At 72.7% G+C, this 18,356-nt stretch carries 15 protein-coding genes and 1 pseudogene; 4 read left to right on the top strand and 12 right to left on the bottom strand.

The features are described 5' to 3' along the window. The first annotated feature begins 345 nt into the window (after positions 1 to 345). The gene (gene gndA, locus ACX25U_RS03770; protein WP_454389039.1) at positions 346 to 1,785 is read left to right on the top strand and encodes an NADP-dependent phosphogluconate dehydrogenase; all 1,440 of its coding nucleotides are present in this window, start codon (positions 346 to 348) and stop codon (positions 1,783 to 1,785) included. 595 nt (positions 1,786 to 2,380) lie between these two features. Here the strand turns inward: gndA and ACX25U_RS03775 are convergent. From ACX25U_RS03775 to ACX25U_RS03790, 4 genes are all read right to left on the bottom strand, one after another. Continuing rightward, a complete protein-coding gene (locus ACX25U_RS03775) occupies positions 2,381 to 3,037 on the bottom strand; it encodes an aspartate/glutamate racemase family protein (protein ID WP_454394802.1) in 657 nt (218 codons plus the stop codon). 7 nt (positions 3,038 to 3,044) lie between these two features. Next, positions 3,045 to 3,389 (bottom strand): GNAT family N-acetyltransferase, encoded by a 345-nt coding sequence (locus ACX25U_RS03780; protein WP_454389041.1) that lies wholly within the window; start codon positions 3,387 to 3,389, stop codon positions 3,045 to 3,047. 27 nt (positions 3,390 to 3,416) lie between these two features. Further along, on the bottom strand, positions 3,417 to 3,836 hold the full coding sequence (gene panD, locus ACX25U_RS03785; RefSeq protein WP_454389043.1) for an aspartate 1-decarboxylase: 420 nt from the start codon (positions 3,834 to 3,836) through the stop codon (positions 3,417 to 3,419). Between the two features lie 461 nt (positions 3,837 to 4,297). Next, positions 4,298 to 4,852 (bottom strand): hypothetical protein, encoded by a 555-nt coding sequence (locus tag ACX25U_RS03790; protein WP_454389045.1) that lies wholly within the window; start codon positions 4,850 to 4,852, stop codon positions 4,298 to 4,300. 146 nt (positions 4,853 to 4,998) lie between these two features. Between ACX25U_RS03790 and ACX25U_RS03795 the strand changes: the two genes are divergently transcribed. Further along, entirely contained in the window at positions 4,999 to 5,685 is a 687-nt protein-coding gene (locus ACX25U_RS03795) for a response regulator transcription factor (protein ID WP_454389047.1), read from the top strand. Between the two features lie 694 nt (positions 5,686 to 6,379). Then, a pseudogene (locus ACX25U_RS03800) lies at positions 6,380 to 7,531 on the top strand (sensor histidine kinase); the annotation flags it as partial. Between the two features lie 179 nt (positions 7,532 to 7,710). Here ACX25U_RS03800 and ACX25U_RS03805 read toward each other — a convergent pair. The 4 genes from ACX25U_RS03805 to ACX25U_RS03820 all read right to left on the bottom strand — a co-directional run bounded on the left by ACX25U_RS03805 (position 7,711) and on the right by ACX25U_RS03820 (position 12,027). Further along, positions 7,711 to 8,355, bottom strand: a complete 645-nt coding sequence (locus ACX25U_RS03805; RefSeq protein WP_454389049.1) for a DUF1775 domain-containing protein — start codon at positions 8,353 to 8,355, stop codon at positions 7,711 to 7,713. Between the two features lie 189 nt (positions 8,356 to 8,544). Continuing rightward, entirely contained in the window at positions 8,545 to 9,933 is a 1,389-nt protein-coding gene (locus ACX25U_RS03810) for a copper resistance CopC/CopD family protein (protein WP_454389051.1), read from the bottom strand. Positions 9,934 to 10,040: 107 nt separating this feature from the next. After that, a complete protein-coding gene (locus ACX25U_RS03815; RefSeq protein WP_454389053.1) occupies positions 10,041 to 11,369 on the bottom strand; it encodes a sensor histidine kinase in 1,329 nt (442 codons plus the stop codon). Next, positions 11,362 to 12,027 (bottom strand): response regulator, encoded by a 666-nt coding sequence (locus ACX25U_RS03820; RefSeq protein WP_454389055.1) that lies wholly within the window; start codon positions 12,025 to 12,027, stop codon positions 11,362 to 11,364. Before ACX25U_RS03820 ends, ACX25U_RS03815 begins: the two co-directional genes overlap by 8 nt. Positions 12,028 to 12,194: 167 nt before the next feature. Here ACX25U_RS03820 and ACX25U_RS03825 point away from each other — a divergent pair, with 167 nt between their 5' ends. After that, the gene (locus tag ACX25U_RS03825) at positions 12,195 to 12,566 is read left to right on the top strand and encodes a response regulator (RefSeq protein ID WP_454389057.1); all 372 of its coding nucleotides are present in this window, start codon (positions 12,195 to 12,197) and stop codon (positions 12,564 to 12,566) included. Between the two features lie 134 nt (positions 12,567 to 12,700). Here the strand turns inward: ACX25U_RS03825 and lepB are convergent, their stop codons facing one another. The 4 genes from lepB to ACX25U_RS03845 all read right to left on the bottom strand — a co-directional run bounded on the left by lepB (position 12,701) and on the right by ACX25U_RS03845 (position 17,807). Beyond that, positions 12,701 to 13,231 carry a signal peptidase I gene (gene lepB / locus ACX25U_RS03830; RefSeq protein WP_454389059.1) on the bottom strand — a complete coding sequence of 177 codons (531 nt, stop codon included), beginning with the start codon at positions 13,229 to 13,231 and terminating at the stop codon, positions 12,701 to 12,703. After that, positions 13,228 to 13,731 carry a hypothetical protein gene (locus tag ACX25U_RS03835; RefSeq protein WP_454389061.1) on the bottom strand — a complete coding sequence of 168 codons (504 nt, stop codon included), beginning with the start codon at positions 13,729 to 13,731 and terminating at the stop codon, positions 13,228 to 13,230. Before ACX25U_RS03835 ends, lepB begins: the two co-directional genes overlap by 4 nt. Then, on the bottom strand, positions 13,715 to 15,322 hold the full coding sequence (locus tag ACX25U_RS03840; RefSeq protein ID WP_454389063.1) for a multicopper oxidase family protein: 1,608 nt from the start codon (positions 15,320 to 15,322) through the stop codon (positions 13,715 to 13,717). Before ACX25U_RS03840 ends, ACX25U_RS03835 begins: the two co-directional genes overlap by 17 nt. 496 nt (positions 15,323 to 15,818) lie before the next feature. Next, positions 15,819 to 17,807, bottom strand: a complete 1,989-nt coding sequence (locus ACX25U_RS03845; protein WP_454389065.1) for a fibronectin type III domain-containing protein — start codon at positions 17,805 to 17,807, stop codon at positions 15,819 to 15,821. Positions 17,808 to 18,356: the final 549 nt, after the last annotated feature.

Raw genomic sequence — 18,356 nt, forward strand, 5'->3', positions numbered from 1 at the left:
TGCGTCAGGAGGGGCGAAAGTAACCGCTCCGAACAGGCCATGACAAGACGGCTATCGGCCGCTTCGACACCTCAAGTGGCCGGTAACGGGCCCCGGTTGGCCGGATCGGCGGGACGCGCGCCGAGCCTCCGGTATCTGCCGTGCGGAATGAGCCACAGGGCACCCGCGTGCGTAATGAAGCGTGCCGGGTCCGGATGTGCGGGCGCCGTACCGGCACGTCAGGATGGTCGTGGGGGCACGAGCGGCGATACTGGCGGGCATGGACGGCGACGCGGTCGGCACCGCCGGCGGCGGGACCCCGGCGTTCCACCTGATGATCCACCGGATTTTTGAGGAGCAGGCGGTATGAGCACTACAGCCCAGATCGGCGTCACCGGACTCGCGGTCATGGGCCGCAACCTCGCCCGCAACTTCGCGCGCAACGGCTACACGGTCGCGCTGCACAACCGGACGGCGTCCCGGACGCATGACCTGGTCGAGGAGTTCGGGCACGAGGGCGACTTCATCGCGGCCGAGACCGCCAAGGAGTTCGTGGCGGCGCTGGAGCGTCCGCGCCGCCTGGTCATCATGGTGAAGGCCGGTGAGCCGACCGATGCGGTGATCCAGGAGTTCGCACCGCTGCTGGAGCCCGGTGACATGATCATCGACGGCGGCAACGCGCACTTCGCGGACACCCGGCGCCGGGAGCGGGAGCTGCGCGAGCAGGGCATCCACTTCGTGGGCACGGGCATCTCCGGCGGCGAGGAGGGCGCGCTGCACGGGCCGAGCATCATGCCGGGCGGCTCGAAGGAGTCGTACGACTCCCTCGGCCCGATGCTGGAGAAGATCTCCGCGAAGGCGGCGGACGGCGCGCCGTGCGTCACGCACGTGGGCCCGGACGGCGCGGGTCACTTCGTGAAGATGGTGCACAACGGCATCGAGTACGCCGACATGCAGCTGATCGGCGAGGCGTACCAGCTGCTGCGCGATGTCGCCGGCTACTCCCCCGCGCAGATCGCGGAGATCTTCCGCACCTGGAACAGGGGCCGTCTGGACTCGTACCTGATCGAGATCACGGCGGAGGTCCTGTCCCACGTGGACGCGGCGACCGGCAAGCCGTTCGTGGACGTGGTGGTGGACCAGGCCGAGCAGAAGGGCACGGGCCGCTGGACGGTGCAGATCGCCCTCGACCTGGGCGTGCCGGTGTCGGGCATCGCGGAGGCGGTCTTCGCACGCTCCCTGTCCGGGCACGCGGCCCTGCGGGAGGCCTCGCGCGGCCTTTCGGGCCCGAAGGCGTCGCCGCTGTCGGAGTCCGAGGCGGCGGCCTTCGCGGACCGGGTGGAGCAGGCGCTGTACGCCTCGAAGATCGTGTCGTACACGCAGGGCTTCCACGAGATCGCCGCCGGCAGCGAGGAGTACGGCTGGGGCATCGACCTCGGCGCGGTCTCCGCCATCTGGCGCGGCGGCTGCATCATCCGCGCGGCCTTCCTGGACCGGATCCGCGCCGCGTACGACGCCCGCCCGGACCTGCCGAGCCTGCTGTCCGACGACACCTTCGCCCAGGAGATCGCGGCGGCCCAGGACGACTGGCGCGAGGTCCTGGTCGCCGCGACCCGTCAGGGCGTACCCACCCCCGGCTTCTCGGCGGCCCTCGCCTACTACGACGCCCTGCGCGCCGAACGCCTCCCGGCCGCCCTGACGCAGGGGCAGCGGGACTTCTTCGGGGCGCACACCTACCGGCGGGTGGACCGGGAGGGCTCCTTCCACACGCTGTGGGGCGGGGACCGGTCGGAGGTCACGGCGTAGGGCTGCGGGAGAGGCGGTACGGCGCGTGAGGCGCCGGCTCGCGGGTACGGCGGCGTGGGCCGTCGTACAGCGGTCGGTCGGCTCGCACGATCGGCTCTCTCGAAGAGACGGTGGGCGGCTCGGGGGCCGCCCACCGTCGGCGTTCGCGGGGGCTGGGTGCGTACGCCCTCGCGGGCCGGGCCGTCAGGTGAGGGGCGGGCCCGGCTCGGGGTTCGGAACCGGCTCCGGGCCCGGGGGGATCGGGGACGGGGAGGGCTCCGGGGGCGGAGGACCGGGCGGAGGGCCGGGGATCGGGCCCGGGGGCGGGGGACCCGGAGTCGGGCCCGGCGGGGGTCCCGGCGTCGGAGGGGGCTGCGGGGCCGGGGGTGGCTCCGGTGTGGGGACGGGGCCCGGTTGTGGCTGTGGGCGCTGGGGGTCCGGCCCCGGTGTGGGACCCGGCCCGGGACCCGGCGAGGGCGGGGTGGGGTCGGGGTACGGGTTCGTCATGGCGTCCTCCGGCCAGTCGGTCGACATCGGCTCTGGACTACTCCCCCCGCCTACCCGACCCCCGCGCCGCCAGTCACCCGACGGCGACAGGGCGAGGACCCGGCTGGGCTCACGTCGTCGGCGTCACGGCTCGTATGGCCTGTGCGGCTGCCGCGAGGCCCGGGACAGGGCTGGACAGGACCGGCACCGGGGTCGTGGTGAGGCGGTGGGCCGGGGCCATGGAGGCCTGGGCCAGGACGATCGCGTCGGCGTCCGTGACCCGGTCGGCCGCGGCCGCCACCTCGCGTACGTATCCCTCGGTGTCGCCGGCCTCGAAGCGCGGCCAGGCGGTGTCGACGAGCACGGAGCGGACGGTGACGGAGCGCCGGGCGCGGCGGGCCTCCTCGTCGACGAGCGCGGTGGTCGGCGCGAGGGTGCTCCGCAGCGCCGCGAGGACGACCACCCGCGGTCCGGCGGCGACGGCGGCGGCCGCCATCGGCCGGTCCACCCTCAGTACCGAAACCCCGAGCCCAACCGCCTCTGCCTCCGCCTCCGCGACGCCGCCGATGGTGGAGCAGGTGCACAGGACGGCCCGGGCGCCCTGGGCGACGGCCCCGCGCAGTACCGCCCGCACCCCGTCCGTCACCGCCGCCGGCCCCTCCCGGCGGGCCCGGCGGAGCAGCTCCTCGTCGACGAAGTGCCGTAGCTCCAGGCGGGGATGGGCCTCGTCGCGCAGCGCGTCGAAGACCGGGACGTGCGCCGGAGAGGTATGCAGCAGGGCGAGCACCACGTGCTCAAAACCGTCCGGGGTGCGCGGCGAGCCACTCCCGCGCGGCTCCCAGAAGTTCGGGGTCGGCCGCAGGGGCCTCGTCGCGGTGGCGTTCGGCCCACTTGACGACGTACGGGCACAGCGGGGCCACGGCGACGCCCTCGCGCCGCGCGATGGCGTACAGCTCGCGGGCCAGCGAGCCCGCGATGCCCCGCCCCTCGTGCTCCGGCTCCACGACCGTGTGGACGGGAACCAGCGCGGGCCTGGGCCGGTCGAGGACGAAGTACTCGACGCGGCCCACCACTTCACCGTCGCCGACCGCCTCGAGACGGCCCGCCGTCCGGTCGTCGCGGATCTCGACGTCACTCATCGGTACGCTCCTGGTCGGTCGGGCCGCTCAGGCCGGCACGGCCTGCGGGCTCCGCTCCTGGTCGGACCCCGGCACCGGCGCGGAGGGGTCGGTACCGAGCGCCACGATACGGTTGCCGGCGTCCACGTGCACGACGCGCGGCCGAAGCGCCCGCGCCTCGGCGTCGGTCACCTGGGCGTAGCTGATGATGATCACCAGGTCGCCGGGGTGGACGAGGTGCGCGGCGGCCCCGTTGATACCGATCACCCCGGACCCGCGCTCACCCTCGATGACGTACGTCTCCAGCCGCGCCCCGTTGGCGATGTCGACGATGTGGACGAGCTCACCGGGCAGCAGATCGGCCGCGTCGAGCAGATCCGCGTCGACGGTCACCGATCCCACGTAGTGCAGGTCGGCCTGGGTGACGGTGGCGCGGTGGATCTTGGACTTGATCAAAGTGCGCAGCATAGGAACTCCCTGAATTCGGCTCCCTGCCCGCTTTTCGCAGGTCAAGGGCTGTTCTTCCAGCGTACAGTGGCTCACTGTCGACTGCTGCGGCCGCTCTTTGAGGAACTCTTGCTGACTGCTTGCTGAGTTCGCTGACGCCTGGCAGGCCAGGGTCCGCAGCTCGCTCATAGGGCGATTCCCCTCAACCGCGGCAGACGAGCGGGATCAGCTTATGGACCGGCACCTCTCCTGCGCACCGAGATCCCCATCACGCCCAAGCGAGAGCAAGGCGAACACAGACCGTCCCGCTCGCCGCCTCGGTCGGTCTCTCGTCTGCCGGTCTGTCCGTTCGCCGGTCAGCCGGTCTGCCGGTCCTGTAGGTCGACTGACCTGCAGGTCTTTCCTGGCTGCCTGCCTAGCCGGTCTGCCGACGGCCAAGCCTTGTCGATCTGTCGGCCTGTCGACTTCGCGGTCCGGAGCCGTCAGTGGTCGTCGTGGCGTCCGTGCGAGCCGCCGCCGTGGTGGTCGTCCCGGCCGTCGTGCGAGCTGCGCCCGTGGTGCTGGTCGTCACCGGCGGGATCGTCCGCACCGTGACCCCTCGCACCGCCGCGGTCGTCGCCCACCGGGTCGTCCGCGCCGCGGCCCTTCACACCGCCGCGGTCGTCGCCGGCGTGGTGCCGGGCCTCGGGACTACGGTCGCCGGAGCGGCCGTGATGCGCGGTCGGGTGGTCGTCGGCGTGCGGCCGGTCCTCCACGGCGGTGCCCGGCATGCTCTGGGTCGCCGGTGCGGTGCGGAAGGTGTCTTGGCCGGTGCGGGCACCGTGGTCCGTGCCGGAGTGACGGCCGTGGTCGTCCGCGCTCCGGTCGTCCGAACCGTGCCGGTGGTGGTGCGCCGACGGGGCGGCCGGGCCGGGGGCCTGGTGACCCGGCGGTGAGGTGACGGCCGTGGCGGTGACGGCGCCTCCACCGATCACGGCCGCGGCGACGAGCACGGCTGCGACGGTACGACGGCGGCCGGTGAGCCGGGAGATGCTCATGACGTGTCCCTTCGTTCGCTCCGCGGCCGGTGCGCGGAGTCCGTCCGGCGCGTTCACCGGACGAGAACCACCGTGCGCCACGCATCCTGAAGCCAGGCTGAAGCAACCTGAGCCGGTCTTCAGGAAGGTTCTGACACCCTGTGGGCATGCGCCTGCTGATAGTCGAGGACGAGCGACGCCTCGCCACCGCCCTCGCGCGGGGACTGGCCGCCGAGGGCTTCGCCGTGGACGTGGCCCATGACGGTGTCGGCGGGCTGCACTTGGCCCGTGAGCAGGAGTACGACCTGATCGTCCTCGACATCATGCTCCCCGGCATGAACGGCTACCGGGTCTGCGCCTCGCTCCGGGACGACGGCAACGACACGCCCATCCTGATGCTGACCGCCAAGGACGGCGAATACGACGAGGCGGAGGGCCTGGACACCGGCGCGGACGACTACCTGACGAAACCGTTCTCCTACATCGTCCTCCAGGCCCGCATACGCGCCCTGCTGCGCCGCCGCGCCCGCACCGGCTCCCCGGTCCTGCGCGTCGGCAGCCTGAGCCTCGATCCCGCAGCCCGGCGCGTGACCCGTGACGGGGAGGAAGTCCCCCTGACCACCAAGGAGTTCGCGGTACTGGAGCACCTCGCGCAGCATGCCGGTGAGGTGGTCTCGAAGGCCGACATCCTCGCGCACGTCTGGGACTTCGCCTACGACGGCGACCCGAACATCGTCGAGGTCTACGTGAGCGCGCTCCGCCGCAAGATCGACGCGCCCTTCGGACGCCGCTCCATCAAGACCGTGCGTGGCGCGGGATACCGCCTGGAGGCCGAAGGGGGACGCGATGTCTAGGCCGCTGGCGTCGGTCCGGGCGCGCGCGGCGCTCGCGGCCACCGTGGTGGTCTGTCTCGCGCTGGTCGTGGCGGGCTTCGGCGTGATCGAGGTGCTCCGGAACAACCTCACCGGACGGGCCGGCCTGGAGGCCGAGGTCACCGCCCGTACGGTGGCCGGTTCCCAGGACGCGCTGAACGGCCGGTTCGACCGGCTCGACCTGCCCGAGGACGGACGCGTGGTCCAGGTCGTCGACTCGGCCGGACACGTGCTGGGCGCCGGTGCCGCCCTTGCGGGCCGTGCCCCCGTCGCCGACTACGCCCCGGCCGCGGACAGCTCCGCCGCGCCCGTGTCCACCGCGCCCTCGACCTCCACGGCACCGGCGTCCGCAGCGCCGTCCCCATCGGGGTCGGGAGCGGCATTCGTACAGCCTTCCCCATCGGCGTCCGGGACGGCAGGTGCGACCGGCACGGCCGCGCACGCGAACAGCAGTGCGGGCGTTCCGGGTAGCGTGCTCGCCGCCGTGTACGTCCCCGTCGGCACCGGGATCGTCCGCACCGTGGTCCCCGTGGACGACCACGGGAGCCGGGGCAAGGGCGGTGACGATTCCGGCGGCCGCGGCGGGAGCGACGACGACCCCGCCGCGTCGGACGGGAGGACCAAGGAACCGACCGATGACAACCACGGCGGCAGCGGCGGCAGCGGCGGCAGCGGCGGCAGCGGCGGCAGCGGCGGCAGCGGCGGCGAGGACGACCACTCCGGGCGCGGCGGCAGCAGCGAGGACAGCGGGAAGGGCGGAGCCACCAGCAGCCCCCCGCGCGGCAAGGTCGGCACCGACGTACAGCGGCGCACGATCCGGGCCACCGTGGCCGGCGCGACCCACGACTACAGCTTCGCCGCCGTACAGGGCACCACCTACGACGGCCGCACCTACACCGTCTACGCGGGGATCTCCCTGGAGGAGGAGCAGGCCGCCCTGGACCAGGTCACGAAGTCGCTGCTGACCGGCCTGCCGTTCCTGCTCGCCGTCGTGGCGGCCGTGACCTGGCTGGTCACCCGGCACGCGCTGAGGCCGGTGGAGGGCATCCGCACCGAGATGGCGGAGATCACCGGGAGCGGCCACCTGTCCCGCAGGGTTCCGGAGCCCCGGTCGGGGGACGAGATCGCCCGGCTGGCCCGCACCACCAACCAGACGCTGGCCGCCCTGGAGAGGTCGGTCGAGCGGCAGCACCGCTTCATCGCCGACGCCTCCCATGAACTGCGCAGCCCCATCGCCAACTTGCGCACCCAACTGGAGGTCGCCGACGCACACCCGCATCTGCTGGACACCCACGACCTCGTCCAGGACGTCGTGCGCCTGCAGCACCTGGCCACCGACCTGCTGCTCCTCGCCCGGCTGGACGCCGGGGAAAGTCCGGCCGGCGCGCGCCTCGACCTCGCGGACGTGGTCCGGGAGGAGGTGGCCTCGCGGCCGGCGACGGACCGGTTCGCCCCCGCCGTGACACTGGAGGGCGAGTCGCTCGCGGTGACCGGCAGCAGGACGCAACTTGCCCGGGTCCTCGCCAACCTCCTGGACAATGCCCAACGGCACGCGGCGGGCGCCGTGGAGGTGACCGTGGCCGTCGAGGGCGACGACGTCGTCCTCACCGTCGGCGACGACGGTCCCGGGGTCGCTCCGGAGGACCGGGAGCGGATCTTCGAGCGGTTCGTCCGCCTGGACGAGGCCCGAAGCCGCGATGCAGGCGGTGCCGGTCTCGGACTGGCCATCGCCCGGGACGTGGTGCTGCGGCACGGCGGCTCGCTCACCGTCGGGGGTGACCCCGGCGAGGGAGCGGTCTTCCGTGCCCGGTTTCCGCGTGCGAAGTGACGAGCACGGTTGACGTCCCCGCGGGGTCTTGCGTGCCGTACCGCACGCGCGAGGCAGGCACCACGCTGCGGCGGGCGGCGTCGTGCTCGACGCCCTCGCGCAGCCGGGTCACGGCCACTCTCGCACGCGGGGCCGCCACCGCGCGGGTGCGTGCGCTGCGGCCACGCAGGGGGAACGGCTCAGCGGGACACGGCTTTCCTGCGTCGCGCCCCGGAGCGCAGCGCCGGCAGCGCCGCGGCCGCCAGGAGAACCACCACACCGCAGACGATCGCCGCCGTCCGCGCGAATCCCAGGCTCTCCCCGGCGTGGGGCGCCGACTCCGCATGGGACGCTCCGGTGAGGCTCAACACCGGGGCGGGGTGCTCCGGTTCGGGCTTGCCCTCTTCGGCCGGCTGGTCCCAGGAGACGACCTCGCCGTCGTCGTACTGCTGCTTGGCGACGAAGGTCAGCGCGTCCACGCCGGTGGGGACGCGGTCGATGTGCACGACGAAATCGGCCCCGTCCTCGCCGCTGATCGCGCCGCCGGACCAGCCGACGGTGCCGCTCCCGCCGCCGGGTGCCTGCTGCTGCGCGGTCCACCCCTTCACCTGCTCCGCGCGCATCCCCCGCACGCCCTTCGGTGCCTCGATCCACACGCCGACGGTGCGCGCGTCGTCCTTCTCGTTGGGCACGTGGAACGTCATCCGTACGTCCTTCGCGCCCGGCTTCACCTCGTCCTCGGAGTGCACGTGCACATGCGCCCGGGCGGGGGCCGCCGTCATCATGAGCAGGCCCGCGGTCAGCAGGGCCGCGGCCATCCGGGCCGGTCGCCGGAGAAATGTCATGGGTGATTCCTCTCTCGGCGTCCGTGCACGCTGGTCACGGACGACAGGGGGCGTGGGAGCGGCCGGCCTGAATCCGGCGCGGGATGGTTCTGTACGGCGTCGGCGGCGGACTGTGCCGTGACGCCGGGCGTTCCAGGGCCGTACCCACTGAGTGGGGACGGCCGGTGTGCGGCCCGGTGAAGCGTTGCCTCACGCGGGCGGATTGGTGACGACCATGGCCGCCGTGACGCCCAGGACGATGACCCCGACGAGCAGTTCCGCCACCAGGCCGCGCCGGAGGGTGCGTACGTGCGCCGTGTCCGGCAGCGCGGGAGGCGCCGGCGCGACCAGTGTCGCCGTCGCCCCGGTCCCGCCAACGGGTGCGGTGGCAAAGGGAGTCGGTGCCAGGACCGTCGTGTGCCGGCGCAGCCAGCGCCGGGCGACGCCGCCGAGCGCGACGACCACGGCCACGCCGGCCGTCTTCAGGAGCAGCAGTCGGCCGAACCGGGTGTCGAAGAGGGCGCCGACGGTGCCCACTTCACGCCACACCTGGAAGGTGCCTGTCACGACGAGCACGGTCACACAGGCGAACGCGAGCCGGGAGAACCGGGGCAGCACGGAGGCCAGCGCGGTGACGGCTCCCGGCCTCGCCAGAACCGCCGCGGCCAGCGCGAGTCCGCCCAGCCACACGGTCATCGCGGCGAGATGGGCGAAGTCGGCGGCCAGGGCGAGGAATGTGTACCGCCCGTCGACGGAGTGGCCGGTCACCGGCCACGTGCTCCACAGGACCACGGCCGCCGCGGTCGCCACGAGGGCCGCCGCCCTGGCCCGCCTGCCCGACGTGCCGGCCGCAAGGGTCGCGAGCACGGTCGCGGCGCCCAGGGCGAGAAGGGCGTAGAAGCGCACGGCGTAGGCGTAGTCGGCGAGCGCCGCGTGCTGATGGGCACCGGAGCCGGACCATGCGTCCGACAGCGGCCGGCCGTCGGCCCAGACGGCGTGGACGGCCAGGACCGCGAGGGTGCCGGTGGCCAGCAGGCCGAGCCCGGCCCACACCAGGCCCCGGGCGCCGCGGTCACGCAGCCCGGCGGGCCACAGCCACAGTACGACCAGCAGCACGCCGGGGCCGAGCGCGAGTCCGACGTAACCGGCCGCGCGTGACACGCCGAGGAGGCGGCTCGCCCACGCGCTGCCGGAACCGCCGAGCGGCGGGACGACGCCGACGACCCGGCTGGCCCTGTGGATGGAGAAACGGAAGGTGCCTGCCACGGGATGTCCGTCGGCCGACGTCACCTGCCAGGCCACGGTGTACGTACCCGGGTGCAGGCCGCCGGGCAGGGTGGTCCGAACGACGGGGTCGGGCCGGTCGTCGGCGTGGCCGCCGAGGTCCACTCGGCGCATGTGGTCGTCGAACACGCGCACCGCGTTCTCCCTCGCGGTCACCGGTTGCCGGAACGTCAGCGCCGCCTGGGCGGGCAGGCCGGGCAGCACCTCGCCGGCGGCGGGATCGCTCGACCGTACGCCGGTGTGCGCGGAGGCGGGCCCGGCGGACGCGGCCGCCAGGCAGAGAACAAGGCAGAACATGGTGATGATGCGGCGCATCCGTTTCCCCCCGGGTGCCCTTGAGATGCAACGCGTCCAGGGTGGGTCCTCGCCGCCGCCTGCGGCAGCCTCGCCTTTGGGGGTGCGACCCCCTCAAAACGAGGGGGTCAGGTGCGCAGCGGCAGCACGGTACGGACCTCGGTGCCGCCGTCGGGGCGTTCGGTGACCGTCATCCCGCCGCCCAGTTCGGTGACAGTGTCCCGGATGAGCTGCAGGCCGAGGTGACCGGTCTTGCCGAGTGCGTCTCCCGGTCCCTTCCCGTCGTCCGCCACCCGCATCAGCAGCCGTTCCCCACCGCCGGTGACCTCGATCCAGGCGTGCCGTGCCTCGGCGTGCTTGAGGACGTTCGTGACGCACTCCCGCGTGCAGCGGTAGACGAGAGCGGCGAGGTCGGGTCCGAGCGCGGCCCGGACCTCGACGGTCGTGGTGACGTCGAGGCCCTCCCTGCGCAGTCGTTCGGCGAGCAGTTCGACCGCCTGCGGCAGACCGTCCTCGGTCAGGTCCGGCGGATAGATGTCCACCATCATCGTGCGCAGTGAACCGACGGCGCCGCGCAGGACCTCACCGACCTTGTCGAGCATGCCGTCGGCCGTGGCGCCGGCCCCCGGGGGCAGTGCGCCGCGGACGGCCGACAGGGCGTATCCGGCCCCGGCGAGGTCCTGCACCACTCCGTCGTGCAGGTCGCGGGCGAGCGCGCGCCGCTCCCGTTCGGAGGCGGTCAGGGCCTTGCTGAGCAGTCGGCTGCGTTCCGCGTCCGCCTTGCTGACGCGGCGCAACAGGTGGGCCGAAACCGGAAGTTGAGCCACCAGCAGAAGCAGCAGCGCCACGATGGAGAAGGGCACGAGGGTGTGCATCAGCTCGGTCCGCGCGGCGGCGACGCGGGCGTCGGTGGAGTACACCTCGAGCGCCAGCCGTTCACCGGAGTCCAGGTCGAGCGGGACGTAGACCTCCACGAGGCGGCGGCCGCCGTGGCGTTCGGTGACGTTCTCCTCGTCGGCCAGGTCGGACAGGCTGGCCCAGCTCGCCCGCTCGTCGATGGTCCTGCGTACGTCGTCGTTGAGGAAGGACATCCCGATGGCGCGGTGCTCGTTGGAGTACAGGACGTCGCCCTGTCGGTTCCACACCTTCACCCGGACGACGCCGGCCTCGTGCTGCCGGGCCCTGACGGCCTCGTCCAGCCGCGTCCGCGCGGAGACGTCCCCGCGGAGCAGCGCCGGCATGGCCGGCTTGAAGATCACGTTGCCCATGAGCTGCGCGGAGCGGGCCGCCTCGGCGAGCGCGGTCTTCTCCGCGATCGAGTCGGCGGCCACCACGGCGCCCGCCCCGACGACCGCGAAGGCACCCACTCCGATGAGCACCATCGCGACCAGCGCCCGCCGGACGGTTCTGCCGCCCCCCGTCTCCGCCGTGGAGCCGCCGCCCGTCCGGTCAGCCATCGGCACCCGCCTCGACGAGGCCGAGCCGCTGCGCCTTCACGACGGCCTCCAACTGCGAGCGCACCCCGAGTTTGAGATGGATCGCCTTCACGTAGCCGCGGCAGGTGTTGACGCTGATTCCCAGCAGCCTGGCGATCGCGGCCGGCGCCAGGCCCTTGCCCATCAGGCCGAGCACCTCGGACTCCCGGGCGGTGAGACTGGCCGCGCCGGGCTCGTCGGTGACCTGGGGCCGGCCGGCGTCGCCGAACATCGACGCCGACACCAGCATCGACCCCTGTCGCACCTCCCGCAGAACGGTCAGCATCTCCTCCAGCGATCCGGACTTGGGCACGAACGCGCTCGCGCCCGCCTGGGCGGCCCGCACCACCCAATCCGGGTCGCGGTGCGCCGAGACGATGACGACGATCGCGCTCGGCGCGGCTTCGCGGACCAGCCGGGTGACGTCCAGTCCGCTCTCCCTGCCGAGCGAGATGTCCATCACCACCATGTCCGGGCGTTCCCTCGCGGTCAGTTCGACCGCCGCCGACCCGGTCGCCGCGCATCCCGCGCAGTCGAAGTCCGGCTGTGATCCGAGCGCGAAGGCCAGCAGCTCGGCAAACGTCCGATGGTCGTCGACGATCAGCACGCGCGTCGGCGACGAACCTCTGTGTCCCCCCATGTTCCCCCCACCGGGCGAACCGCCACCGCTGCCGGTCCGCAGGAGACATGGAACCACGGTATGTGAGGAAAGGCCCATTAGTTGTGCAGGAATAGTGCTTTTTCCGGGTGGCCGGCCCCTCTGGTTTGGGGATGGCCGTGGCGCCCGGGACCAGGCACCGTTGAACCATGCCGATTCGCCTGCTCGTCGTGGACGACCACCAGCTCGTGCGGGACACCCTGGCCACCGTCCTGGGCGCAAGCGCACTCGTCGACGTGGTGGGCGTGGCGTGCGACGGGGCGGAGGCCGTCACGGCGGCACTGCGGCTCGCGCCGGACGTGGTGCTCATGGATCTCGCCATGCCGGTGCTGGACGGCGCCGAAGCGACCCGGCGGCTGCTGGTCCTGCGGCCCGGCACCCGAGTCGTGGTGCTGACGTCCGCGGTCGGCGGACGGCTGGAACAGGCGGCCCTCGACGCCGGGGCCTGCACGGTGCTGCACAAGGACGCCGGGATCGACGCGGTGCTCGACGCGATCGTGGCGGTGGCGCCGCGGGCCTGAGCCACCGGGCGGATCGCTCCCGGTGTGCGGCCGGCGGGCGGCATGCGGCCGACGGCGAGGGCGGCGGCCCCGCGTGCCGCCCCCCATGGCGGTTGCGGGTCACGGGTCGTGCCGGCCCCTGACCCGGATCACGCTCACGGCGTCCCCGGACGCGGCCACCAGCGCAGCAGCACCCGTCCCCTCACCTCCCCGACGGGCACCGGGCCGAACTGCCGGGAGTCGACGGAGTGCCGGCGGTTGTCGCCCAGGACGAAGACGGTGCCGTGCGGCACGTGCGCGGGCCCGTAGTACAGGCCGTCGAGGGTCCGCCGGTCGATCGCCGGTTCCGTGACGGGGCGGCCGTCGACCGTGAGGACCCCGTCCTCGATCCCGACGGTGTCACCGGCCACCGCGACGACCCGCTTGACCAGCCGCGAGCCGCCCTGGTCGAACACCACGAGGTCTCCGCGCCGGGGCGTTTGGCGCCAGTAGGCGCGTTCGTCGACGAGCAGGTGGTCCCCGGCACGGAGCGTCGGCTCCATGCTGGTCGACTCCACCCGTACGCGCTCCAGCAGGAGGCTGCCGGCCGCGAAGGCCGCGGCCACCACCACGCACGCGACGGCCCGGCGCACGGCGGCCCGCGGTACGGCGAGGCGCCGTACCGCGGGCCGCCGGGGCGGGCTCACCCGAGCAGGCCGGTCAGTCCGAGTGTCCACAGGACCGTTCCGATGACGAGGAGTCCGTTGACCGCCCGGGACCGGGCGCGGCCGGAGAGGGACCGGACGAGCATCAGCAGTGCGGCGAGCCGCGCGCACAGTCCGGCCGTCAGCAGCGGGTCGGCCTCGACCGGCCGGTTCCGCTGTCCCAGGGTCACGCCGGTACTGGCGGCCACCACGTACGAACCGATCAGCAGACCGAGCACGAGGACCGCGGAGAGCGCCGCGGCCGTGCCCCGCGAGACCCACACCTGCCGCGCCGCGACGAGCTGGACGACGGCGGCCAGCAGGAAGGGCATGGCCCCGGCCAGGCCGTGCGCCACGCGCTGCTGGAAGGCGACCAGGTCCCCGGCCGCCGCGGCCACGCAGAGCAGCGACGCGACGTGCGGGGCGCGAAGGCCGCCCACGAGGCCCTCACGACTCACCGGCACCGCCCCATCGGCCATCGGCGCCTCAGGCGAGGGTGTCATCGTCGCCTCCCATCTCGGGAGCGGGCTCGGCCTTCGCCGGGTCTGCGAAGACCGGGTGGTGCTCGGTGCTGGGCGGTCCCACGCGGAACTGCGCCATCATGTCGTGGTCCTCGTGCACGAGGTTGTGGCAGTGGATCATGTAACGCCCGGTGTGCGGGCCGAACTTGACCGCCACGCGCACCGTCTCGTTCTCACCGACGTACACCGTGTCCTTGCCACCGAGCTCCCAGGGGTCGGGCGCCCTGCCGTTGCGGTCCAGCACCTTGAAGTCGACCAGGTGCACGTGGACCGGGTGAAACCAGCCTCCGGACTTGTTGACGAACTCCCAGACCTCGACGTCCCCGAGTCCCGGGTCGGCCCAGACGTACTCGTAGTCGGAGGCGATGACGTCGGCCCAGGTCTTGCCGTTGATGGTCCAGGTTCCGTTCTTGCGGATGAACTCGAACGTCCGGCTCTTCTTCGCCATCGCCGCGGTGAGGTCCATCGCGGGCGCGTTCGGGTTCAGCAGGTCCGGGATCGCGTTGCCCGACAGGTCGGTGGGGTCGCCGGCGACGTCGAAGGCCATCACGTCGCCGGTGGTGTCGAAGTCCTCGACGTTCGGCACGCTCAGGTTCTTCAGGACCACCCGCTGGCCGATCCTGTACTTGGCGAAGTCGATGATGACCTCGTACCGTTCGGCCATGCCGTGCCGGTAGCTGGTCGCCGAACGGGGCTGCGGCATCAGCCCGGCGTCCGTCCCGATGAAGACGAACGGATCGCCGGTGCTGAGCGCGAACTTGAAGCCCCGCGCGATCGCGCAGTTCAGGATCCGGAAGCGGTACTTGCGCCGCTCGACCTTCATCACGGGCCAGGGCCGGCCGTTGACCAGGATCACATCACCGAAGAGCCCGGAGTGCCCCTCGTCGTCGTACAGCAACTGCCCGTCGCGGTCGAACATGGCGTCGCGGATGAGCAGCGGCACGTCGTACCGGCCCTTCGGGATGGGCAGCGACTGCTCCAGCTCGTCGTGCATCGTGTACATCGCGGCGAGGCCCATGTACGCGTTCTCGGCGGTGTGGTGGGCGCCGTGGTCGTGGTACCAGAGCGTCCGGGCGTCCTGGAAGTTCGGGTAGTGGTAGTCCTTGTACTGGCCGGGCCGTGTGATGTCGCTGGCGTAGCCGTCGTACTCCGGAAGCGATCCCGATCCGTGCAGGTGCACCGAGGTCCACGACTCGTACCCCAATCGGGGATGCACCGAGGGGAGTTCGTTGATCTGCCGTACGACGGCCGGCCGGCCCCGCGTGGCCCGGATCGTCGGGCCGCCGAACGTCCCGTCGTACGACCAGGTCTCGGTCTTCATGCCGGGCAGGATCTCCGTCACCGCGCTGCGCATGCTGACCGTGTAGTAGTCGGTGGTGCTCGACCGCTTGGTCGGAACCGCCTCGGGCGGCACCGCGAACGGCACGGTGAACGGCTTCGGGAACTTGCTGACCGCGATCCGGTCGGAAGCGGTCTTGGCGCGCGCGACGCGTTCGAGTGGCAGCGCCAGGGCCGCCGACGCGAGGACGCCGAACTTCATCGCATCACGTCGGGACAGCGTGTTTTCGTGCATGTGCGTGCTCACCCCCATGGTGGGCCGCCGAAGCGGCGCTCGGGCCCTGCTCTCCCCCTGGAGTCGCGGATGCCCGTGTTCTTTTCTCGGTGCTGATCGGTACTGCTCGGTGCTGGTCCGTACCCGGTGGGCATGTGCGGCGCCGCACGTGCCCACCGGCAGTGCGATGCCCGTGCCGGTGGACGGGCTGTACGCCGGTCGTGCTCCTCGGCCGTGGGAGGCCCGCGGTGTTCCTGAATGCACCGCTGAGGAGAGGCGACCAGGCGGGTGGGCAAGGAGCGGGCAGCCGGTGGAGGGGGGTCCACCGGCTGCCCGGAGGGAACAGGGCGGCCGGTGAACGGGGGGCTCTTACGGCTGCCCTGTCCTGGCCGGCTCCCCGATCGGCGGGTTCGTCGAGGGAACGAACACCGCCTGCCGGGGCACCGGCCGGTCGATCGGCGCTGTTGCGAAAATCCCGTCGTCCGCCCCCAGGCAGGCGGGACCTCCGCGGCAGGCTCTAGCTGTTCGGCACGGTCACCGGTCCCAGGGTTCCGCCCTTGTCGGACGAGATGTAGACGGGGGACGGGTTACTCGTCGCGGCACTGCCGGTCCTCAGGCGCAGGCTCCAGGTGCCGTTGACCGCGCCCGCTGCGGCCGGCTGCACGATCACGCCGGTGGCGAAGACGGGACCGGTCGGCGACCCGGAGCGGAACGTCAGCGACGCACCGGGGATGGACCCGGTTCCGTCGAGCCTGAGGTCGCCGGACTTCCACTTGGCGAGGGTGATCGCGATCTTGTCGACCGCGGGCACCTTCGGGGTGACGTCGGCCGGCGTCGACGCCGCGCCCCGGCCCACCGCGTTCACGGCGACGACCGTCACGGTGTACTTCGTGTCGTTCGTCAGCCCGGTGAGGAGCAGGCTGGACGCGCTGGGCCCGGCCGTGGCCGTGACCGGCGTCCCCGAGGCGGGCGTCGCGGTGATCTCGTAGCCCGTGAGGGGCGACGTGCCCGGGTCCTCGGGCGCCGTCCAGCGGACCGTCGCGCTCGCGTGGGAGCCCTGGACGGTGACCCCCTGCGGGGCGCTCGGCGCCCTGGTCGATCCGAACGTGTACTTCTCCATCCTGGCCTGCGAGGCGTTGCCGGCCGGGTCGAAAGCCACGTACCGCAGGGTCTTCGGCCCGTCGGACGCCTTCAGCTCGATCGGCCCGGTGTACAGCGTGGCCGCAGGCCCGGCGGTGCCCGCCTCCAGCGGGTCGGAGCCGTCGAGCGTGTAGTAGATCTCCGAGCCGGTCTCGTCGGCGCTGAGGGTGACCTGCGTGTCGTCCGTGTAGAAGCCGCCGGCGGGCTTCGCGGTCACGGTCGGCGGCGTGGTGTCGCCCGACGGGGTGTTGCCCTGCAGCGCGGGCGGCCAGGACTCGCCGGTCTCGCTGAACGACCTGACCTCGACGCGCTTGCCCTTGACGGAGCCCGGCAGGGTCGCCGAGGTCGCGTCCGGATTGTTGACGCGGACGCCGACCTCGCTCTGCACACTGTTCCTGCTGAGCTGGTCGACGGCTCGCACGGTGTATCCGAGGACCGGCGCGGCGCCGGGGACGGGCCGCGGCGGGGTCCAGCCCACGGACGTCGAGTCGCCCTGATCGCGCACCTCGACGTTGGTCGGCGAGGCCGGCCCCTGCTGCGACGGGCCGGGCGGGCAGCCGCCCATCCCGGGCCCGCCCACCTCGCCGAACTCCGAGATCGTCACGCCCTGGGTGTTGCCGTCGGAGTCCTGGTCCTGCCAGCTCGTCGCCATGTACAGACCGCCGGCGGCGGTGGAGGCCGTGTCCGCGTCGAGGAACTCGTAGGTCGCGGTGAACTTGCCGTCGGCCGCCTGCAGTCCGGAGGCGTAGCCGCCCTTCGGCGCGTTCGTGAGCGGGCCGGGCGCCGCCCGCACGTCGCGCCGTGCCACCACGGTGTCGCGCAGGGCCGGTTCGACGATCCGCTGTTCCAGGAACGCCGGATCGACCTGGGGCCCGAGCCGCCCCTGGATCACCAGGGTGGTCGGCGTGGTCAGGGTGCCGCCGGTGACACCGAGATCGAGGGTCGTGGCGTCGGCGGCCACGGTGCCGCCGAACTTGACCGACACCACGTCCCCGGCCCGGATGTCCGGGGTCACCTGGGGGCCGCCGCCCGCGCCCCAGCACAGGCCGCCCGGGTGGTTGATCTCGATGGCCGGGTTGCCCGCTGCGATCGAGGCCGCCGCGGCCATCGTGCCGGTGGCCGAGCCGACGACGCCGACGCCGGGGCGCCGCACCTCGACGGTCACCTGCTCTCCCGCGTGCTCGGAGAATCCGTCGACGGAGACGAAGTCCCGGTCCGGGAAGATCGTGATGTTGTCCGGGAAGACCGGAACGGCGGCTTGGGCGGTGACGGGCGCCATCGAGGCGCTGATCACCATGCCGGAGATGACGAGGCCGGCGGCGGCGGTGCGCTTCCTTCTGCCCCCGCCCCGCGCGAACTTGCTCATGACGACATTCCCCCTCTGTGGCGACACACGGACCGACCGGCGCCGGGCGGTCGGCTGCGATGAGCGGGTTCCAAGGTCCCCAATTCCCGTACACCGCGGCAGCCTCGTCTTGGGCACCCCCCTATCCCCAATCTGGAGGGGTCGTCCCTTCCCACGGCGTGCCGCGGGGCGACGCGAGCGGATGGTCTGGGGGAGGCGACTCAGCCACGCCGGTTGAAGGACGGCTGAGGTCTGTTGCGGAAATGGATTTTGGTCGTGGATGATCATGCCCTGTGGGCGTGGTGACCCGACAGATGGCCAGTGGGCCGGCTGGAGCCGTTGCTGCCGCAGGGCATCAAGCCGGGCCGTCCGCCGGTTCGGACGCGACGGCGGCTGACAGACGGCGTTCGGTGGCGGATCCGAACCGATGCTCCCCGACGTGATGTGCCGGAGCGGTTCGGCCGGGGAGGCATCCGAGCCCCCACTGCCACCGTGTGGGCAAAGCTCACCAAGATAGATGTCCGCCCCACGCTGCCGTTCTCCACGATCCACGGCGTGAAAGGGCAGCAA

It is taken from the genome of Streptomyces sp. JNUCC 63 (assembly GCF_054366325.1).